General features: G+C 35.4%; 10 protein-coding genes. 7 read left to right on the top strand and 3 right to left on the bottom strand.

What is annotated here, in order from left to right:
• Positions 1-6: 6 nt before the first annotated feature.
• Genes H0Z29_00810 through H0Z29_00800 form a run of 3 tightly spaced genes read right to left on the bottom strand, consistent with a single transcriptional unit; the run spans position 7 to position 5,601 of the window.
• Entirely contained in the window at positions 7-1,305 is a 1,299-nt protein-coding gene (locus tag H0Z29_00810) for a zinc-binding dehydrogenase (protein ID MBO8130038.1), read from the bottom strand.
• Between the two features lie 10 nt (positions 1,306-1,315).
• Positions 1,316-3,325 carry an SDR family NAD(P)-dependent oxidoreductase gene (locus H0Z29_00805; GenBank protein ID MBO8130037.1) on the bottom strand — a complete coding sequence of 670 codons (2,010 nt, stop codon included), beginning with the start codon at positions 3,323-3,325 and terminating at the stop codon, positions 1,316-1,318.
• Positions 3,326-3,330: 5 nt separating this feature from the next.
• Complete coding sequence (locus H0Z29_00800) at positions 3,331-5,601, bottom strand: pyruvate dehydrogenase (GenBank protein ID MBO8130036.1); 2,271 nt, start codon at positions 5,599-5,601, stop codon at positions 3,331-3,333.
• Between the two features lie 525 nt (positions 5,602-6,126).
• Here H0Z29_00800 and H0Z29_00795 point away from each other — a divergent pair.
• From H0Z29_00795 to H0Z29_00765, 7 genes are all read left to right on the top strand, one after another.
• On the top strand, positions 6,127-8,949 hold the full coding sequence (locus H0Z29_00795) for a glycoside hydrolase family 2 (protein ID MBO8130035.1): 2,823 nt from the start codon (positions 6,127-6,129) through the stop codon (positions 8,947-8,949).
• Positions 8,950-8,980: 31 nt separating this feature from the next.
• Positions 8,981-10,384: a hypothetical protein gene (locus tag H0Z29_00790; protein MBO8130034.1), complete on the top strand. Its 1,404-nt coding sequence runs from the start codon at positions 8,981-8,983 to the stop codon at positions 10,382-10,384.
• 3 nt (positions 10,385-10,387) lie between these two features.
• Positions 10,388-10,579, top strand: a complete 192-nt coding sequence (locus H0Z29_00785; protein ID MBO8130033.1) for a hypothetical protein — start codon at positions 10,388-10,390, stop codon at positions 10,577-10,579.
• A gap of 58 nt (positions 10,580-10,637) precedes the next feature.
• Positions 10,638-12,683 (top strand): glycoside hydrolase family 65, encoded by a 2,046-nt coding sequence (locus tag H0Z29_00780; protein MBO8130032.1) that lies wholly within the window; start codon positions 10,638-10,640, stop codon positions 12,681-12,683.
• 23 nt (positions 12,684-12,706) lie between these two features.
• Positions 12,707-15,574, top strand: coding sequence for a glycoside hydrolase family 2 protein (locus H0Z29_00775; protein ID MBO8130031.1), 2,868 nt, complete (start codon positions 12,707-12,709; stop codon positions 15,572-15,574).
• 24 nt (positions 15,575-15,598) lie between these two features.
• On the top strand, positions 15,599-17,182 hold the full coding sequence (locus H0Z29_00770) for an alpha-N-arabinofuranosidase (GenBank protein MBO8130030.1): 1,584 nt from the start codon (positions 15,599-15,601) through the stop codon (positions 17,180-17,182).
• Between the two features lie 160 nt (positions 17,183-17,342).
• A complete protein-coding gene (locus H0Z29_00765) occupies positions 17,343-18,389 on the top strand; it encodes a UDP-glucose--hexose-1-phosphate uridylyltransferase (protein MBO8130029.1) in 1,047 nt (348 codons plus the stop codon).
• Positions 18,390-18,391: the final 2 nt, after the last annotated feature.

The following is an 18,391-nucleotide window of genomic DNA, read 5'->3' as shown; positions in this document are numbered from 1 at the left end:
AATACTTTATAATCTTATTGGTTCCGCATATTTTAAAATAAATTCCTCGGCTTCAGCTGACCAGAGATAATTGTTGTTTTGTAATATTTGAACTAACAAATTAATTGATTCACCATTGATGTAGCCATTATCTTTTAATTGTTCAATCTTATTAATAGCTGTTAAAGGGAAACTTTTTTGAGTGTAGATAAGTTTTTTAGCTCCGGGAATAGAAGGTAGATTCAGTACAGTATCAATCACTGAATCCAGTCCACCGATATGGCTTACCATAAATGATGGGTCAATAATATTATTTGAAATTAACTTTAATGCTTCCCTGAGATCATCAACATTACCGCCACTTGATCCTACGATTTTATGATAATTATAATGAACATCGTAAAAGTTAAACTGAGCTGTGAAGTTTTTATCGGCAGGCCCGGCAAAGAAATTGAGCGTACCTTCGAATCCCATCAATTCCTGTCCTGTTTCTACAACTTTTCTATTTGGTACCATGACAAAAACATCGTCAGCCATTTTCCCATTGGTTTTGGCAGATAGATATTCTACAATGTTTATTTTTAATGAATTTATGAACTCTAATCTGACTCCCTTTTTAAGCGCAACCTTTGGTGAAAATAATTCCTTAGCTCTTTTCAGTCTTTCATCATTAATGTCAGCAATTATAAGCAAGCCAGGTTTTGAATTGGTGTTTATAAAGTAGCTGGTTGCCAGTAATCCCATAGGACCAGCACCACCAAGAATTACTGTGGTACCACCTATCCGTATTCCTGGTATGTGTTTATATTTACCAACTTCTATATGATAATGTGAATTTACAGCACCTATGATACATGATAGCGGTTCTGCCAATGAGGCTTTGTAAAAGGAATCGCCATTGTATTCCAAAAGACAGTCCATAATTAGTACATCTTCAGGAATTATAACTTTTGTGGCATTCCCACCGATGTATTTATAGCTGTATCCAGGTGCACTTAAAATACCTACCGGCCCTTTTTTATAATTAATTGCTGGTTGTATCGTACATTTTTGACCCGGGAACCATTTACCCTTATACTCTTCACCAACTTTAAGAATTATTCCACAAAATTCATGGCCAATTATTGTTGGTTCTTTATCAATGTTTTTTGGAATTCTTTTATGTTTTGCCCCCTGCTGAGCTGCTTTATAGGAAGAAAAACAAATACTATTTGTGTATATTTCAAATAATATTTCATTTGGTTTTATCGGGGGTAGGTTAAACTTTTCTAATCTTAAATCTCTTTCACCATATATTCTTACAGCATATGTTTCTGTGTATTCCATAAATTGCTACTTATTTTAACATTACCTGCCCACCAGTGACAGGAATTGCCTGCCCGGTTTCGAATTCTTGTTCTATTGCATAAATAATTGCTTTATTTATATCTTCCAGCTGAACGCCTCTATTCATTGGACATTTTGCCTCGTAGTATTTTCTTACATCTTCAACGGTTTTTGCACCGGGTACTTTTCCTGCTCTCAGGTATTGTACGAAAAGGCCATTTTCTGGATCAGACCATAATGGTCCTTCAAAATAATTTCCTGGACATATAGCATTGACTTTTATATTGTATTTAACAAATTCAAGAGCAAAGGATTGGACGAATCCAATTCCTCCGAATTTACTACCCGCGTATAGTGCGTTGGCAGCACTGCCAACGAGTCCTGATTTAGAATTGATAAGTATTATATCGGAAAAATATTTATTGTTGTATGATGTCTGCCTTCTCATTATCGGAGCACATTCTCTTACGAGCTTAAAGAAAGCTTTATAATTAACTTCGGTCATTATATCAAGTTGCTCGTCCGATAACTTTTCAGTCGGGCCTGATATTAATATTCCTGCGTTGCTTACAAGGATATCAATTCCTCCATATATTTTTACTGTTTTTTTGAATAATTCCTTTATTTGCTTGGTATTTGTCACATCTACTTTTAAATAGTCTGAATGGTTATCACCATAAGAATTGTTTATCTGATCAGAAACTTCTTTTGCTTTATCTTCTTTTATATCAGCAATAACAACATATGCCCCTTCCTTAGCGAGACCGAGGGCAATTCCTTTTCCAATGCCCTGTCCTGCACCTGTTACAACGGCGACTCTATTTTTTAGCCTTTTGTCTTCGCTTGTAATTGATATTTTTCTTCTGTATGATTCAGCTTCCCACTTTTCTATAAATTCAACATTTTCTTTTGGTAAGAATCTTGGTCCACCAAAGGCTTCTGAATTGTTTAAAATTTTTAAAAAATCCTCATAGACTGTTCTGGCTATAATCGACTCTTTTATGCTTGTTCCTACAGATAGCAGACCAACATTTTGTATAAGTACAATCTTTGGGATTTTGTTATTGGTCTTAATATAATTGTTTAAGGACTTTTTTGTATTTTCGATAATCTTTGTATCATCATATTTTTCCGGGATTTCTATCCATAGAGGTTTTTCATTGCAATAGACAATATGATCCGGTGTAAAAGACCCTTTTTGAGAAATTTTATTACCCTCTGGAGAATTTGTAAGCAATCGAATAATATCGGAGTCATCAAAAGTAATTATCTTTTTTTCTCCATCGTATAAAAGACCTCTTAAAGTGGGGGATACAACCATTAAAATATTGTGTTTTTCTTCGAGCGATAGTTTGTCTTTTTTGAATACTTCTTTGAAGAATTTTTTGCCAGTTTTTTCTATAAAATTTCTAATGGTATTTATTAAGCTGGATGTCATGTTGATAATTTCATCATCTGTATTACTTGAAACTATGAGACCATGGTTTTGTATTAATACAATTTTAGGAAGTTCTCCTGGAGAATATTTTTTGATTTCATTTAGTAGTCTTGTAGCTGTTTCATATCCTGGATTTGTATAATCTAACCAGATATAATCCATTTCCAGAATATTATCAGCTATTTTTTTACCATTTATACTGCACGTAAGTGCATTGACTATATGTGGATGGGTGTGAATAATATATTTATATGGAATTATTTCGTGTAGGATTGTTTCTACTGATGGTCTAGGACCAATAGATATTGGTTTATAATCTAGTCTTGCATTTAGGAGATCTATCTTGATCTCATTTTCTCTTTCCAAAGGATCAGTGGGGTATTTTTTTGTTAAAATTTTTCTAACAGCTTTCCGATCGATCGCGATAAAGTCTTCTTTTTTGGCTTCCTGTAGACTCTTTCCACTTGCCTTGATATAAATTGTTTTGCCATTTTTATAAGAGGTGTTACCACCACCTGCGATGACGAAGTCGGTAGTTTTACCAAAATATCTTGATAGTTCAATCAGTTTATCTATACTCATTATATTTATCTATTTACCAATTTTCTGGCTTCTTCAACTATTCTTTCAACGCTCGGTATATTATCGTATTCAAGTGTTGGTGCCATCGGTGGTGGTACATTACGTGCTCCTACTACTTTTAAAGGTGCTTTTAAATAATCAAATGCATTACTCTGAATTTCATATAGTACGTGTTCACCAAAGCACCCAACTTCTGGTGCCTGGCAAACAACCATTGCTCTACCTGTTTTTTTTACTGAATTTACTATGGCATTCACATCCAGTGGTATAAGAGTTCTTAAATCAATTACCTCAGCTGATATACCTTCTTCTTCAAGCTGGTTTGCTGCTTTAATAGAATTTAGCATCATATAAGAATAACTTATAATTGTTAAATCTTTCCCATCCTTTCTTATTGTGGCTTCTCCTATAGGTAGGAGATATTCGTCTTCAGGTACGACATCTTTTTCCGAATATAGGAGCTGGTGTTCAATAAAAACAACTGGATTATTATCTCTTATAGCCATTTTCAATAGTCCTTTTACATCATAAGCTGTTGAAGGGGCGACAACCTTTAATCCAGGGAAGTGAGTTACAACAGCTTCGAGGCTCTGGGAATGCTGTCCTGCATATCCTTTGCCACCTCCTATTGTTGTCCTTAATACCATTGGAATTTCAGCCTTACCACCAAACATATATCTTGTTTTTGCTACCTGATTACCTAATTGATCCATAGCGAGCAAGATAAAATCTATATACATTATTTCGGCAACAGGTCTTAGTCCTGCCATTGCAGCTCCACAGGCAGTACCAACAATTGCTGCCTCGGATATGGGTGCATTAAATACTCTCTCTCTACCAAATGTTTCAAAAAGACCGGCGGTTGCTTGGAAAGCTCCTCCGTAATCAGCTACGTCTTCTCCATATAGAATGACCCTATTATCCCTTAACATTTCCTCTGCAAGTGCTTCGCGCACCGCATGCCTGTACATTATCCTACCATGGCTATCTCTTCTGTAATGTGACCATTCTTTAATTACTGATACTTTTTTATATTCGTCATGAACTTTTGTTTCTACGGTTTCGGTCATTAGCCCCTCGTAAATAGTCTTTGGATCCGGGTAGTCACTTTTAGCCGCTTTAGTTGCAGCATCATATATTTTATTTTTTGTTTCAGACTGGATTGTTTCTATCTCTTTTTCATTCAGGATGTCATTTTCTATTAACTCTTTTTTTAATGTATTAATTGGATCTAATTCTAACCATTGTTTTTCTTCTTCTGGGGATCGGTATTTTGTACAGCTATCACTCAATGAATGTCCCTTGTATCTATATGTGATAAATTCCAACAGAATAGGACCATTATTATTATTTACTTTTTCAACGGCTCTATCAATGGCATCGTAGACAGCAAATATATTCATTCCGTTTACCACTTCAGCACTCATATTATTTGTGGATATACCAGCTCCTCTCCTGGCAAGATAATCCACTCCTGTGACTTCACCAACTGTTTGTCCTGTCATGGCGTACTGATTATTTTCAATTGCGTAAATAATAGGTAGCCCCTGACCAAATTGTTTTTGAGCAGCGAAATTCATTGCTTCAAGGGATATACCATTGTGCAGTGCTCCATCACCAATAAAGCATACGACTACTCTACCTCGTTTTAATTTATACTCAGCAAGTGCAGCTCCCGTAGCGATTGCAAAACTCCCACCTACGATAGCATTAGCACCCAAATGTCCGACATTAAAATCGGCAATGTGCATACCTCCACCTCTCCCATGGCAATACCCAATTTCTTTTCCAAACAGCTCTCCAACAGTTTTTAATAGGTGCAAATCTATTGCTTGTTCCAACAGTTCTTTCTTTGATTGATTTGAATATTTTATGTTCAAAAATTGACACAATTCTTCCTCATTCATTTGAAAAAGTGCCCATAATCCTTTTGCTATTGCATGTCCATGTCCTCTATGGGTACTTGTTATATAATCATCCTTTTTTATTTTTGCCATGACTCCTGTTGCCACTGCTTCCTGACCAATTGATAGATGTGTAGCTCCAACAAATTTGAAATTTTCCATAGGAGTAAATTTACCGGTTTTTAATTCTACAATCATCTCTTCGAAATAGCGAATTAACAGCATTGTTTTGAACATTAGAACTATTTTTTCTTTATCGAGCCTTTTCCCGAGTTCATCTTTCAGATGTCCTTGATACTGAAAACAGGGGATAGGGTTAAAGTTCAAGTGTTTAGGAGAGAAATCAGGTTTTACTAATATTTCCTTTACCATTTAGACTCACCTCATTTTTTAAGTTATTCGGTCAAAAATACAAACGTTTTAATTTAAATTTATTCTCGGAGGTTGTCAATTTAATATTGAGGATAGTTTTTCATTATATGTAAGTCTTATATGGAAATATTTTATAATCAGGAACAATTTTTTATGAAAATTTTATATACATTTGATTTTATCTCTATGGATAAGTGCAAAAATTTATTGATTTTTTGAGGCCTTAGAGATATATTGCGAATATGGTAACGTTTTCAAGTTTCTTTAATATTATAAATATTGGAAATTTCGAGATATCAAAAGTATACTAAATGATTGTTGTTTTTATCATTTTTCTTTTTGCAAAGTTTTTATCCCTACGATATATGAAAGCAAATATTCTACCTTATAGTTCTATAAATGAGAATCAAATACAAGAACTACAATTCTTATTAAGAAATGAATATTTGATAGATAAAAATAAATTTGTGAGGTTATGGAATAAAGCTATTTCGTTTTTATCCGTTTAGTAGAAAGGAGAATTGAATGAAGAAAAAAAATAAGGATTGTATTTATGTTTTTTCTTTTGTTATAATGGTTTTATCTATTTACTCAAATTTAGTGGGGGATGGATCAAAAACTCTTCGTCAATATTTATCTGGCGTTGATAATCGCAGTGATGTGATTTGGGATTTTTACTGTACAGGTGGCAGGAATAGCGGTTATTGGGGTAAGATAAGGGTTCCATCCTGCTGGGAGCAGGAGGGTTATGGCAATTATAACTATGGTAGGGATTATTACACTTATGGAAGGGATTACAAATACAGCAATGAAGAGGGAATATACAGATACAGGTTTTATGTATCCGATAGTTTGCAAGATAGGCAAAATTTTATAGTTTTTGAAGGGGTAATGACTGATTGTGAGGTAAAGATAAATGGAAAGGTAGCTGGTAAGAGGCATAGAGGAGCATTTTATCGATTCAGGTATGATATAAGTGATAAGCTAATATATGGAGCTGAAAATGAGTTAGAGGTACATGTATGGAAGATGTCAGATAACAGAAGTGTTAATCTTGCGGAGAGGTATGCTGATTGCTGGATATTTGGTGGAATATATAGACCGGTATACATAGAAAGTAAACCAAGGGAAAATATAGACAGGGTAGCAATAGTTGCGGAGATGGATGGGAGATTTGATGGTTATGTATATATAGGAAATGTAGAAGGAGAAAGGGAGCTAATTGGGGAGATAATAGATGGAGCTGGTAATGTAGTATGCATTATGGAAGGTGAGGTAGGGAAGGGAGATAGCCTGGTAATACTAAAAGGGAGTGTGGAGAATCCTAAATTGTGGAGTAGTGAATATCCCAATTTGTATAGATTCAGGTTGAGTTTAAGAGATAAAAAAGGGAAAGTGTTACATAGATTAGTAGAGAGGTTTGGTTTCAGGAGTATAGAGGTTAGACAAGGGGATGGAATTTATATTAATGGTAGAAAGATAAAGTTTAAGGGAATAAATAGGCACTGTATCTGGCCAGAAACGGGAAGGAGTCTGAATCCTGAGATTGATTTGATGGACGTGAAGTTGATAAAAGAGATGAATATGAATGCTGTTAGATGTTCCCATTATCCCCCTGATGTTTCGTTCCTTGATCTTTGTGATTCTTTGGGTTTATACGTAATAGATGAGCTTGCTGGGTGGCATAATGCATATGATACTGAGGTAGGTGAGGAATTAGTCAAAGAGATGGTCATAAGAGATGTAAATCATCCGAGCGTGATATTCTGGAGTAATGGTAATGAGGGTGGAACAAATCCTGAGCTTGATGATGATTTCCATAAATGGGATCCTTCGAGACGTCCTATTATACATCCTCATCATAGGCCTGGGCATGCTTTCAGTGGTATAGAGACGAATCACTATGAGAGTTATGAGAGTGTAAAAAGGATACTAAAGAGTGACAGTTTGATATATATGACAACAGAATTTTTACATAGTCAGAATGATGGAGGAGGTGGAGCGGGTTTAAGAGATTATTGGGAGTTGATGTACAGGGAGGAGTTATCTGCTGGAGGATTTTTATGGGCGTTATTGGATGAAGGTGTTGTCAGGACAGATTTAAGAGGTATGATAGATGTTAATGGAGTAAATGCGCCTGATGGAGTATTAGGACCACATAGGGAAAAGGAAGGAAGTTTCTATGCAATAAGAGATATATTCAGTCCCGTTGTAGTGCTGGATAAGAGAATAAAGAGTAATAGATTAATATTAAGTCTAGAAAATAGATATGATTTCACGAATTTGAATGATTTAATGTTTAAAGTGAAGGTAGTATGTTATAGATATCCATGGGAGAGGATATCGGGTCATGATGTGATATGGAGGAAAGATGTAAAAGGTCCTGACATAAAGCCAAAGGGAAAGGGAGAGCTGGTTATTGAAATACCTAAGGATAAATTGAAGAAAGGTGAGGGAATAAAGGTGTATGCGATAGATAGGTTTGGTATGGTAGTTATGGACTGGGATATGATGTTAAAAAATGGAGGTTATTATGTGGATAAGATAGTTAAGAGAGATGATAGTAAGGGTATAGAGATAGATGATAGAGATAGTATTGTAGTAATGAAGGGAGGAGATATAGAGGTTGGTTTATGTAAGAATACAGGTAAGATAGTGTATGTATATAATAAAAGATATAGAAGGCGACTGAGCTTCAGTGGTGGAGAGATATTTCCTACAACTGGGAAGTTGGAAGAGGTAAAAATAGATAAAGGGGATGGGGTTGTAGATTTCAGGTTTAGCGGTGAAATAAATTACGTGAGGTGGAAAATATATGATAGTGGATGGTTGGAATTGGATTACAGTTACAGGTTGGATGGGGAGTATAATTTCAGTGGTATAAGTTTCGAATTCCCTGAGAGTCATATGTTGAGTGTAAAGTGGTTAGGATGTGGACCGTATAGAGTGTGGAAGAACAGGGTAGATGGTGTTCGGTTTGATGTATGGGAGAATGGTTACAATAATACAACGACGGGAGAGAGTCCATGGATATATCCAGAGTTTAAGGGATATTTCAAAGATGTTGTGTGGATGGAGTTTAATAGTGTGGAGGGGAAGTTTTACATAGTAAGTGGTGATAGTGGATTATATTACAGGTTGTTCGATTTTTATGGTTTGCCAGGGATAGAGCCGTCACCAGAATTGCCATCTGGAGATATATCAATAATGGATGCAATACCTCCAATTGGGACAAAAATGTCAATGAAGATAAATGCAAGGGCAATGACAACGGGACCCATGGGATATCTTAACAAGTTAAATGGTACTTTTAAGCATAAATTGTATTTTTATTTTGGATGGCTATAAGTGTGATAGAAAAGAATGGGAGATAATTAATATGGCAAAGAAGGGAATTGTGCAAACATTAGACTCTATTGATGAATTTGAAAGAGAGCCTGTTCCAGAAAAATCATTAAAAGGGTGGAAAAGTTTTCTGGGAATGTATGCAGGGGAGCATACTGCGGGAACAGAATTTGTAATTGGACCGTTATTTGTCGCTCATGGTGTTACAGCCGGGGATTTATTTCTTGGTTTGTTTCTTGGTAATTTACTAGCGGTTTTAAGTTGGGCTTTCTTAACAGCACCGATTGCCACACGGTTTAGATTGACTCTTTATTATATGCTTGAGAAAATCGCTGGCACAAAGGTCGTGCGAATTTACAATTTTGTCAATGCTTTGATGTTCTGTTTTCTTGCTGGTGCTATGATTTCTGTGTCTGCAACAGCGATTGGTATACCATTTCATTTGAAAATGCCATCTCTGAATGACTGGTTGCCAACGACAGCTGGTTGGGTGGTAACTGTAATAATTGTCGGAATGGCTACAACTTTTATAGCAATGTACGGATATAATTATGTTTCAAAATTTGCTAATATAGCGGCTCCATGGATGATTCTGGTATTTATAGCTGCTGCTATTGGTGTTCTACCTGAATTGGGAGTCAAGTCAGTTGATAGTTTTTGGGGTGTTGCTAAATCCACTATCTGGACTGGTAGATTGATGCCAGGACAGAGCAAATTTACTATGTGGCATGTTATGTTTTTTGCCTGGTTCTGTAATATGGCAATGCATATAGGAATGGCAGATTTATCAATCCTAAGGTATGCTAAAAGATGGTATCAAGGATTTTCATCAGCTGTTGGGATGTTTATAGGTCATTTTATTGCGTGGATTGCGTCGGGAATTTTATATGCCTTATATCTTGTTGAGTCAAATTTCAGTATGGAATTTGCTCCAGGGCAGATTGCATTTCGTGCAGCTGGTGTAACTGGAGCTATATGTGTAGTTATTGCGGGATTAACTACCTCTAATCCTACTCTTTATCGTGCCGGGCTTGCCATTCAATCGATAAGACCTAAGTGGAAAACCTGGCGAGTTACTCTTGTTGTTGGTTTATTTACGACACTTGCTGCATGTTTTCCTGCATTGATGATGAAGTTGCTGGATTTTGTAGCGATATATGGACTGTTATTGATGCCGATGGGTGCGGTAATATTTATGGATGTATATGTTATTCCAAGATTGAAGTTAAAACAAAGCTATGCTGAGTTTTTTAACAGGGATTTGAACTGGGCAGCTTTATTAGCGTGGCTCATTACATTGGGCATTTGTATGCTTTTAAATAAATATTATGGATTAGAGGTTTACTTTTTAGGGTTACCAGGATGGTTTATTGCTTCGTTGATTTATATATTAGGGAGCAAGCTATCCCAAAAAAAGTATTTGATGAAAGGGGTATAAATTATGTTAGTATTAAAAATTTTATCATTTGCAGGGCTTATTTTAACGGTCATTCCCTCTTTTTTCGTTTTTGCAGGTATCATTTCTCTTGAAGTTAATAAGAATCTAATGATAATAGGCACTATTCTATGGTTTGCTACATCACCTTTCTGGATTAATAAGGAGAAGACAAACGGAGTCCAGGAAAATGCGTAACAGATGTATTTATTCTATTTTAGTCTTTTTGCTACTCAATTATTGCGGAGAGGAGAAAATAAATCGTTATGAGGTTGTAAGTAGGAATAACCCTATAATTACAAGAATAGATAGCCTTAGTCCTTTGACAGTGGGCAATGGTAATTTTGCTTTTACTGTTGATGTAACAGGATTTCAGACATTTTTTGATTATTATTCAAAGGGTATACCACTAGGTACATTTTCCAACTGGGGCTGGAATAAATTAAAAGGAGGTTATGAGCTGGAGGATACTTTTGAATACTTTGATGTTGACGGGAGGAAAGTAAGCTATGCTTCCAAACAGAAAACAGAAGCGGGTGCATGGCTCAGAGCGAATCCCCATAGATTCCATCTTGGTAGGATTGGACTATGCCACTTTCGTAATGGTGTAGTAGAGATAAAGAGAGGGGAGGTAACCAATATCCATCAGAAGTTGAATTTATGGAGTGGTATAATAGAAAGTAATTATAAATTAAATGGTGAAAGAGTTTTTGTAAAAACTGGTGTATCTCCAAGCAAGGATATTATTGTTACTGAAATGAAAGGCGATTTGATTGAAAAAAATCCCCCTTGTATTTTGTTTTCATTTCCCTACGCCTCTTTAAAATGGGGCAAAACCGGTTGCGATTGGGACAGTCCTGAAAAGCATTCTACTGTAATTTTAAAAGAATTGAAAGATAGAATCCTGCTTAAAAGGGAATTGGATTCTATAACCTATTTTGTTCTTATTAAGTTTGACAAAGGCATATTTGAACGAATTGATAAGCATGAGTTTTTATTGATTCCCGAAAAGGGGGAAAAATTTGAGTTACTGGTTAATTTTTCTGCTGAGTATCCAGAAGAACTTAATATTAAATCGGCAGATAGATTTTTCAATGAAATCTCATCGTGGTGGAGAAATTACTGGAATAAAGGAGCCTTCATAGATTTTGCAAACTGTAAGTCTCCTGAAGCAAAAGAACTTGAAAGAAGGGTGATATTATCTCAATATTTGACGGCAATCCAGTGTTCGGGTAACCTTCCTCCCCAGGAGACAGGGTTAACCTGTACCAGCTGGTTTGGCAAATTTCACCTTGAAATGCATTGGTGGCATGCTGTTCATTTTGTCCTTTGGGGGAGACCAGAACTCTTGGAGAGGAGCTTAGATTGGTACTTCAAAATATTACCGGAAGCCAGAAAAAAAGCAATCAGGCAGGGGTATGAAGGTGTCAGATGGCCCAAGATGGTTGGATCATGTGGTAGAGAAAGCCCTTCAAGTGTGGGTGTTTTCCTCATTTGGCAACAACCGCATATAATTTATTATTCAGAATTATTGTATAGGTATTATAAAGAGAAGAGGATTTTGGAAAAATATAAAGACTTAGTTTTCCAGACGGCTGATTTTTTAGCCTCTTATGCCAGGTATGATTCGAATAGAGATGAGTATATTTTAGGCCCGCCTTTGATTCCAGCTCAGGAAGTATATAAACCGGAGGAAACAATTAATCCGACATTTGAACTTGCTTATTGGAGATATGGGCTAAAGGTAGCAATAGAATGGAAGAAAAGATTAGGAATGAAGGTACCTGATAAATGGGTTAATGTTTTAGAAAAATTGTCTCCATATCCAGTTTATAAAGACAAATATTACCAAAATGTGGAGACGGAAGAGCCTACTTTAGACGATCCATGGCATACAAGGGATCATCCAACAGTTCTTGGTGCTTTAGGCATGTTGCCTGGAGAAGGAATTGATGAAAAACTCATGGGAAAAACTTTGAAAAAGGTTTTTGAAAATTGGAACTGGGTGACGACATGGGGCTGGGATTATCCATTGATTGCTATGACAGCTGCAAGGTTAGGAGAGAAAGAGCTTGCTATTAAAGCTCTTTTAATGAATACTCCAAAAAATAGATACTTAGTAAATGGACACAATTATCAAGAAAATAGGTTACCTATTTATTTGCCTGGGAATGGAGGTCTATTGACTGCTATTGCTATGATGGCTGGTGGATGGGATGGTGCTCCAGATACTTCGGCACCAGGTTTCCCCGATGACGGTGACTGGGATGTAAAATGTGAAGGATTTAAAAGGTTTCCATAATAGGTTCAATTTTTGGAGAAAAAATGAAAAAGAAAGTCTTAGTTATAATTTTTACACTGTTGTCGTTATTGACAATTTGGCTTTATTTTTGTGAGAAATATTACATCGTAAGATGGCCTGAGGTTAAAAAAGAAACAAAACCATGGTCACGGTGGTGGTGGATGGGTAGTGCTGTTGACAGAGAAAATCTGGAAAAATTGATGAAAATGTATGCCGAAGTCGGTTTAGGAGGTCTTGAGCTTACTCCTATCTATGGCGTCCATGGATATGAAGAGAAATTTATACCTTATTTATCAAATGAATGGATCGAAATTTTTAAATTTACGCTAAAGCTAGCGAAAAAGTACAATCTTGGATTGGATATGGCGACTGGTACGGGCTGGCCATTTGGCGGACCGTGGGTTGGAGAAGATGATGCAGCAAGGTATATTGCTTTGAAAATGTATAAAGCCCGTGGGGGTACAACTTTTTTGGATACTATAAAATATATACAAAGCCCCCTTATTAGAGCGATATATAAGCGATTGGATATAAAGGATATAAAGGATATCAAAAGACCAATTTCAATGAATGAAAATTTACAGGAACTATCTCTTGAGCAGGTACGTTTCCCAGTAAGTCTGCCAATTGTTTCTATTGTGGCATTATTTGATACTAACTATATAGATTTAACTGATAGTGTTGATATAGATGGTGTGTTAAAATGGAAAGTACCGGAAGGTGATTGGTCAATTTATGCTCTATTTCTCGGATGGCATGGTAAAATGGTTGAAAGAGCTGCACCAGGGGGTGAAGGATTTGTTATTGATCATTTTAATAAAAATGCACTGTACAATTATCTTTCTAAATTCAATGAAGCTTTAAAAAGTGTTAAAAAACCTTATGTAAGAGCATTTTTTAATGATTCTTATGAAGTTGATGATGCGGTTGGTGAATCAAACTGGACAAGGAATTTTTTAAAAGAGTTCAAAAATAGAAGAGGTTATAAACTCGAAAAGTGTTTAAATATATTTTTCGGCAAAGATACTACAGAAGAAAAAGAAAGAATACTTTGTGACTATCGAGAAACTATCTCTGATTTATTGTTGGATGAGTTTACATTGAACTGGAAAATGTGGGCTCATTCAAAAAAATCCATTGTAAGAAACCAGGCACATGGCTCTCCAGCGAATATAATAGATCTTTATGCAAATAGTGATATACCTGAAACGGAGGGTAATGAGATATTTAGATTTAAATTTGCCTCCTCGGCATCTAACATTACTGGTAAAAAATTAACTTCAGCTGAGGCTGCAACATGGCTTAATGAACATTTTTTAACTACTCTTGGTGATGTTAAAAAATGTGTCGATTTATTTTTTCTTGGAGGAATAAATCACATATTTTACCATGGGACTACTTATTCACCTCTCGAAGAAGAATGGCCGGGATGGCTATTTTATGCATCTGTAAATTTCTCTCCATCCAATCCTTTCTGGACTCATTTTAATAAGTTGAATGAATATGTTACTAGGGTGCAGTCTTTTTTACAGATCGGAAAACCCTCATCAGATGTGCTTGTATATTATCCTATTCATGATTTTTGGTCAAAAATGTCAAGAGGTTTATTGGTACATTTTTCTGGTGAGATAAAAGATTATGAAGGTTCGGATTTTTATAATGTCTCTGAATCATTATATAAAAATGGTTATACTTTCGATTATATTTCTGATAGACTATTACAAAAAGCCAAGGAGAGTAGAGGAGAAATTAAAACAAAGGGTTGCAATTATAAGGCGATTATAGTTCCTTATTGTAAGTATATTAATTTTAATACTTTTAAAAAAATTTTAAGCCTGGCGAATGAAGGCTGTACGGTAATCTTTAATAAAAGTTTGCCAGAAAAAGTATCAGGATTTGATAACTATAAAAGCAAAACCATAGAATTTGAGAAAATTAAAAATGAAATAGAAGCGGAACTTACTGATTTTGCTGGTTATAAGATGTATAATTCAGGGAAAGGGCGTGTAGTAATTAGTTCAGTTCCTGCGGATTCAGTTCTAAGATTGCTTGATTATAAATCAGAAGCTTTACATAAATTTGGTTTATCTTTTATTAGAAAAAAAATACGGGGTGGCTTTATATACTTCATTGTTAATAATGAAGAAAAAAAGGAAGAGGATTTTATACCTATAGCCTATGGTGGTAGATCCGTAGTTTTATTTAATCCGATGAGTGGAAGATTTGGCAGCTTGAAAAAGAAACATAATGGTATGGATGAAGTATTTTTATCCTTGAATCCTGGAGAATCAGTTATAATAAGAACTTATAATAGAAAAGTGAATGTTAGAGATTATAAATTTTTTACTAAAAGTAAAGACGATACTATTGAAATAAGAGGTAAATGGTTATTAACTCCGATAGAAGGTAACCCTGTATTTCCTGAAAGGCTGGAGTTAGAAGAACTAAAATCTTGGCATCTCCTTCCGGATACACTATGGGCTTCCTTTTCAGGTGTTGCAAAATATCAAATCAGATTTAAAAAGCCAGCTATTAAACAAAAATATCTTGTTCTTAGCCTGGGAAAAGTGAAAGAAACTGCAAGGGTGTTTATAAATGGTAATGAGGTAGCTACGTTAATAATGCCACCATTTGAAATTTTAATAGATTCTAAAATGTTAAAGGAGAATAATCTTCTTGAAATTGAAGTAACCAATTTGATGGCAAATGGTATAGCATATCTTGATAGGAACGGGATAATTTGGAAAAAGTTTTATAATATTAATTTCCCACCACGAAGAAGAGAGAATATGGGGCAAGATAGGCTATTTACGGCAAAACATTGGAAACCTGTCGAATCAGGACTTTTAGGTCCTGTGAGGATATTTCCAGCAGAAGAAATTAAACCATGAGAATAAAAAGAATAGGAGGATACTATGGCTTTAAAAAATGAAGTGAAAATCATTTTGCAAAAAATTATTATCGTAAGTTTAATTTTAGTATTTAATACAATCCTTATTTATTCTAAGGATTATCCCAATAAGCTGATTGTAAATGTTGATATCGAAAAGGGCAAAATTAGCAGGTACATTTATGGACATTTCGCTGAGCATCTGGGGAGATGTATTTATGATGGTCTATGGGTAGGAGAGAGTAGTAATGTTCCAAATATTGGTGGAGTAAGGAAGGATATTATAGAGGCTTTGAAAAAAATAAAAGCACCTGTGATACGATGGCCTGGAGGGTGTTTTGCTGATACCTATCATTGGATGGATGGTATCGGCCCTAGAGAGTTAAGGCCACCAATGATAAATATTTTCTGGGGAGAGGTTATTGAAGACAATCATTTTGGAACCCATGAGTTTTTGAATTTTTGTGAAGAAGTCGGTTGCGATGCATATATAAGTGGCAATGTGGGTAGTGGTACTGTAAAGGAGCTTGCCGATTGGGTTGAGTATGTAAATTTTGATGGCAATAGCCCCATGGCAAATCTTAGAAGAAAAAATGGGAGAGAAAAACCATGGAATGTTAAATTTTGGGGTATTGGAAATGAAAATTGGGGATGCGGCGGAAATATGACAGCCGAATACTATGTGGACCTACTGAAAAGATTCGCCACATACGTCAGAGACTATGGCGTTGGTATAACTAGAATAGCATGTGGTCCAAACTCTTCTAATTACCACTGGATGGAAACCATAATGAGAGATGGTAGAGCACGAAAGTCTATCCAAGCAGTTTCACTACATTATTATACAGTTTTTGAAAGCTGGTCAAATAAAGGGTCAGCAACTGATTTTACTGAATATCACTGGTTTGGAATTCTGGAGAGAACGCTGAGAATGGATGATATAATCAAACGTCATTCAGCAATAATGGATAGATATGATCCTGATAGAAGAATCGGTTTGATGGTAGATGAATGGGGAACATGGTACAATGTCGAACCTGGTACAAATCCAAGCTTTCTATATCAACAAAATACAATCAGAGATGCAATTGTAGCAGGGATAAACTTAGACATTTTTAATAATCACTGTGAACGAGTGAAAATGGCTAATATTGCACAACTTGTAAATGTACTACAGGCTCTATTTTTAACAAAAGGGGATAAGATGATTCTCACCCCCACTTACCATGTTTTTGATATGTATAAGGTACATCAGGATGCTACATTGCTATTAAATGAATTAAGTTGCGAAGAATACACCTATGATGGGAAATCAATACCATCGCTGAATTCTTCGGCATCGAAAGATGATAATGGTTTAATACATATAACATTATGTAATTTAGATCCAAAAAACAAAAAAGAGCTTTTGATAGAGCTGAGAGGAGTTAAATCTGTTAAAGAGGTAAGCGGGAAAGTTTTGACTGCAAAGGAAATGAATTCTCATAATACTTTTGATAACCCTGATAATGTTAAACCAACGGTATTCAGAGATTTTAAAGTAAAAAATAATACTGTGGTTGTTGACGTTCCTTCTAAGTCGGTAATTGTTTTAGAAATAAAGAGATAGCATAACACACTGGATAATCGGGGGGAGATTTATCGGGACGGAAATGGTTATCGATACATAGGATAAAACGGGATCAAAACCGTTTAATCACATATAAAATAATTGCATTTATATTACGGAAGGGATAAATTGCAAACGTTTGTTCACTGAGTCATTTAAGATGAGTATGGAGTTTTTTCAATCGGCACATAGAAGATTAAATCTATTAACGGGAGATTGGGTGCTCGTATCTCCTCACAGACTACAAAGACCATGGGTAGGTAGGGTAGAACAACCACCTCCTGAAGAACTTCCTGAATATGATCCGGATTGTTACCTCTGTCCAGGAAATAAAAGAGCTGGCGGGAGAATCAATCCGGATTATAAAGGTGTGTTTGTTTTTGATAATGACTTCCCCGCTCTATTAATGAATAAAAAAAGAATCGATTCATTTAGCCATAGTGAAGTATTGTTTGCGAAAGGTGAAATTGGTTTGTGCCGAGTAGTATGTTTCTCTCATTTCCATAATAAAACATTACCTGAACTTGACTCAAAGTATTTGATAAATTTGGTGGAAGAATGGAAAAAACAGTATGAAGAAATAGCTGAAATCCCCGAAATAAAATATATAACTATATTTGAGAATAAGGGTGAGATTATGGGATGTAGTAATCCTCACCCACATGGTCAGATTTGGGCACAGTCTTCAATACCGGTAGAACCCTATAAAGAGCTTGTGAGACAAAGGGGATATTTCCACGGCAAAAAGAGATGCTTACTATGTGATTATTTGGAGACTGAGTTGAAATTGGATCAAAGGATAGTTGTTGAAAATGATAGTTTTGTGGTTCTTGTACCCTTTTGGGCTATCTGGCCATATGAGGTTATGATTGTTTCAAAAAGACATATTCCCAGCATAGGTGAATTTAATAATAAAGAGATCTTACATTTTGCCGAGATATTAAAATTGATAACTATAAAATACGACAATCTATTTAATATACCTTTTCCCTATTCTGCAGGTATGCATAATTGTCCAACTGATTCAATGGAATATCCAGAATGGCATTTTCATATGCATTTTTATCCTCCACTACTTCGATCTGCAACAATTAAAAAATTTATGGTGGGATATGAAATGCTAAGTGAGCCACAGAGAGATCTGACGGCTGAAGAGAGCACAAAAAGATTAAAAAGTTTATCAACTAAACATTATAAGGAAAAATAATA

The sequence above is a fragment of the Candidatus Neomarinimicrobiota bacterium genome (genome assembly GCA_017656425.1).
GTDB lineage: Bacteria > Fidelibacterota > UBA2242 > UBA2242 > B5-G15 > JACDNV01.
Note: the sequence above shows the minus strand (reverse complement) of the source record. Positions and strands in the feature narration are given on the sequence as shown.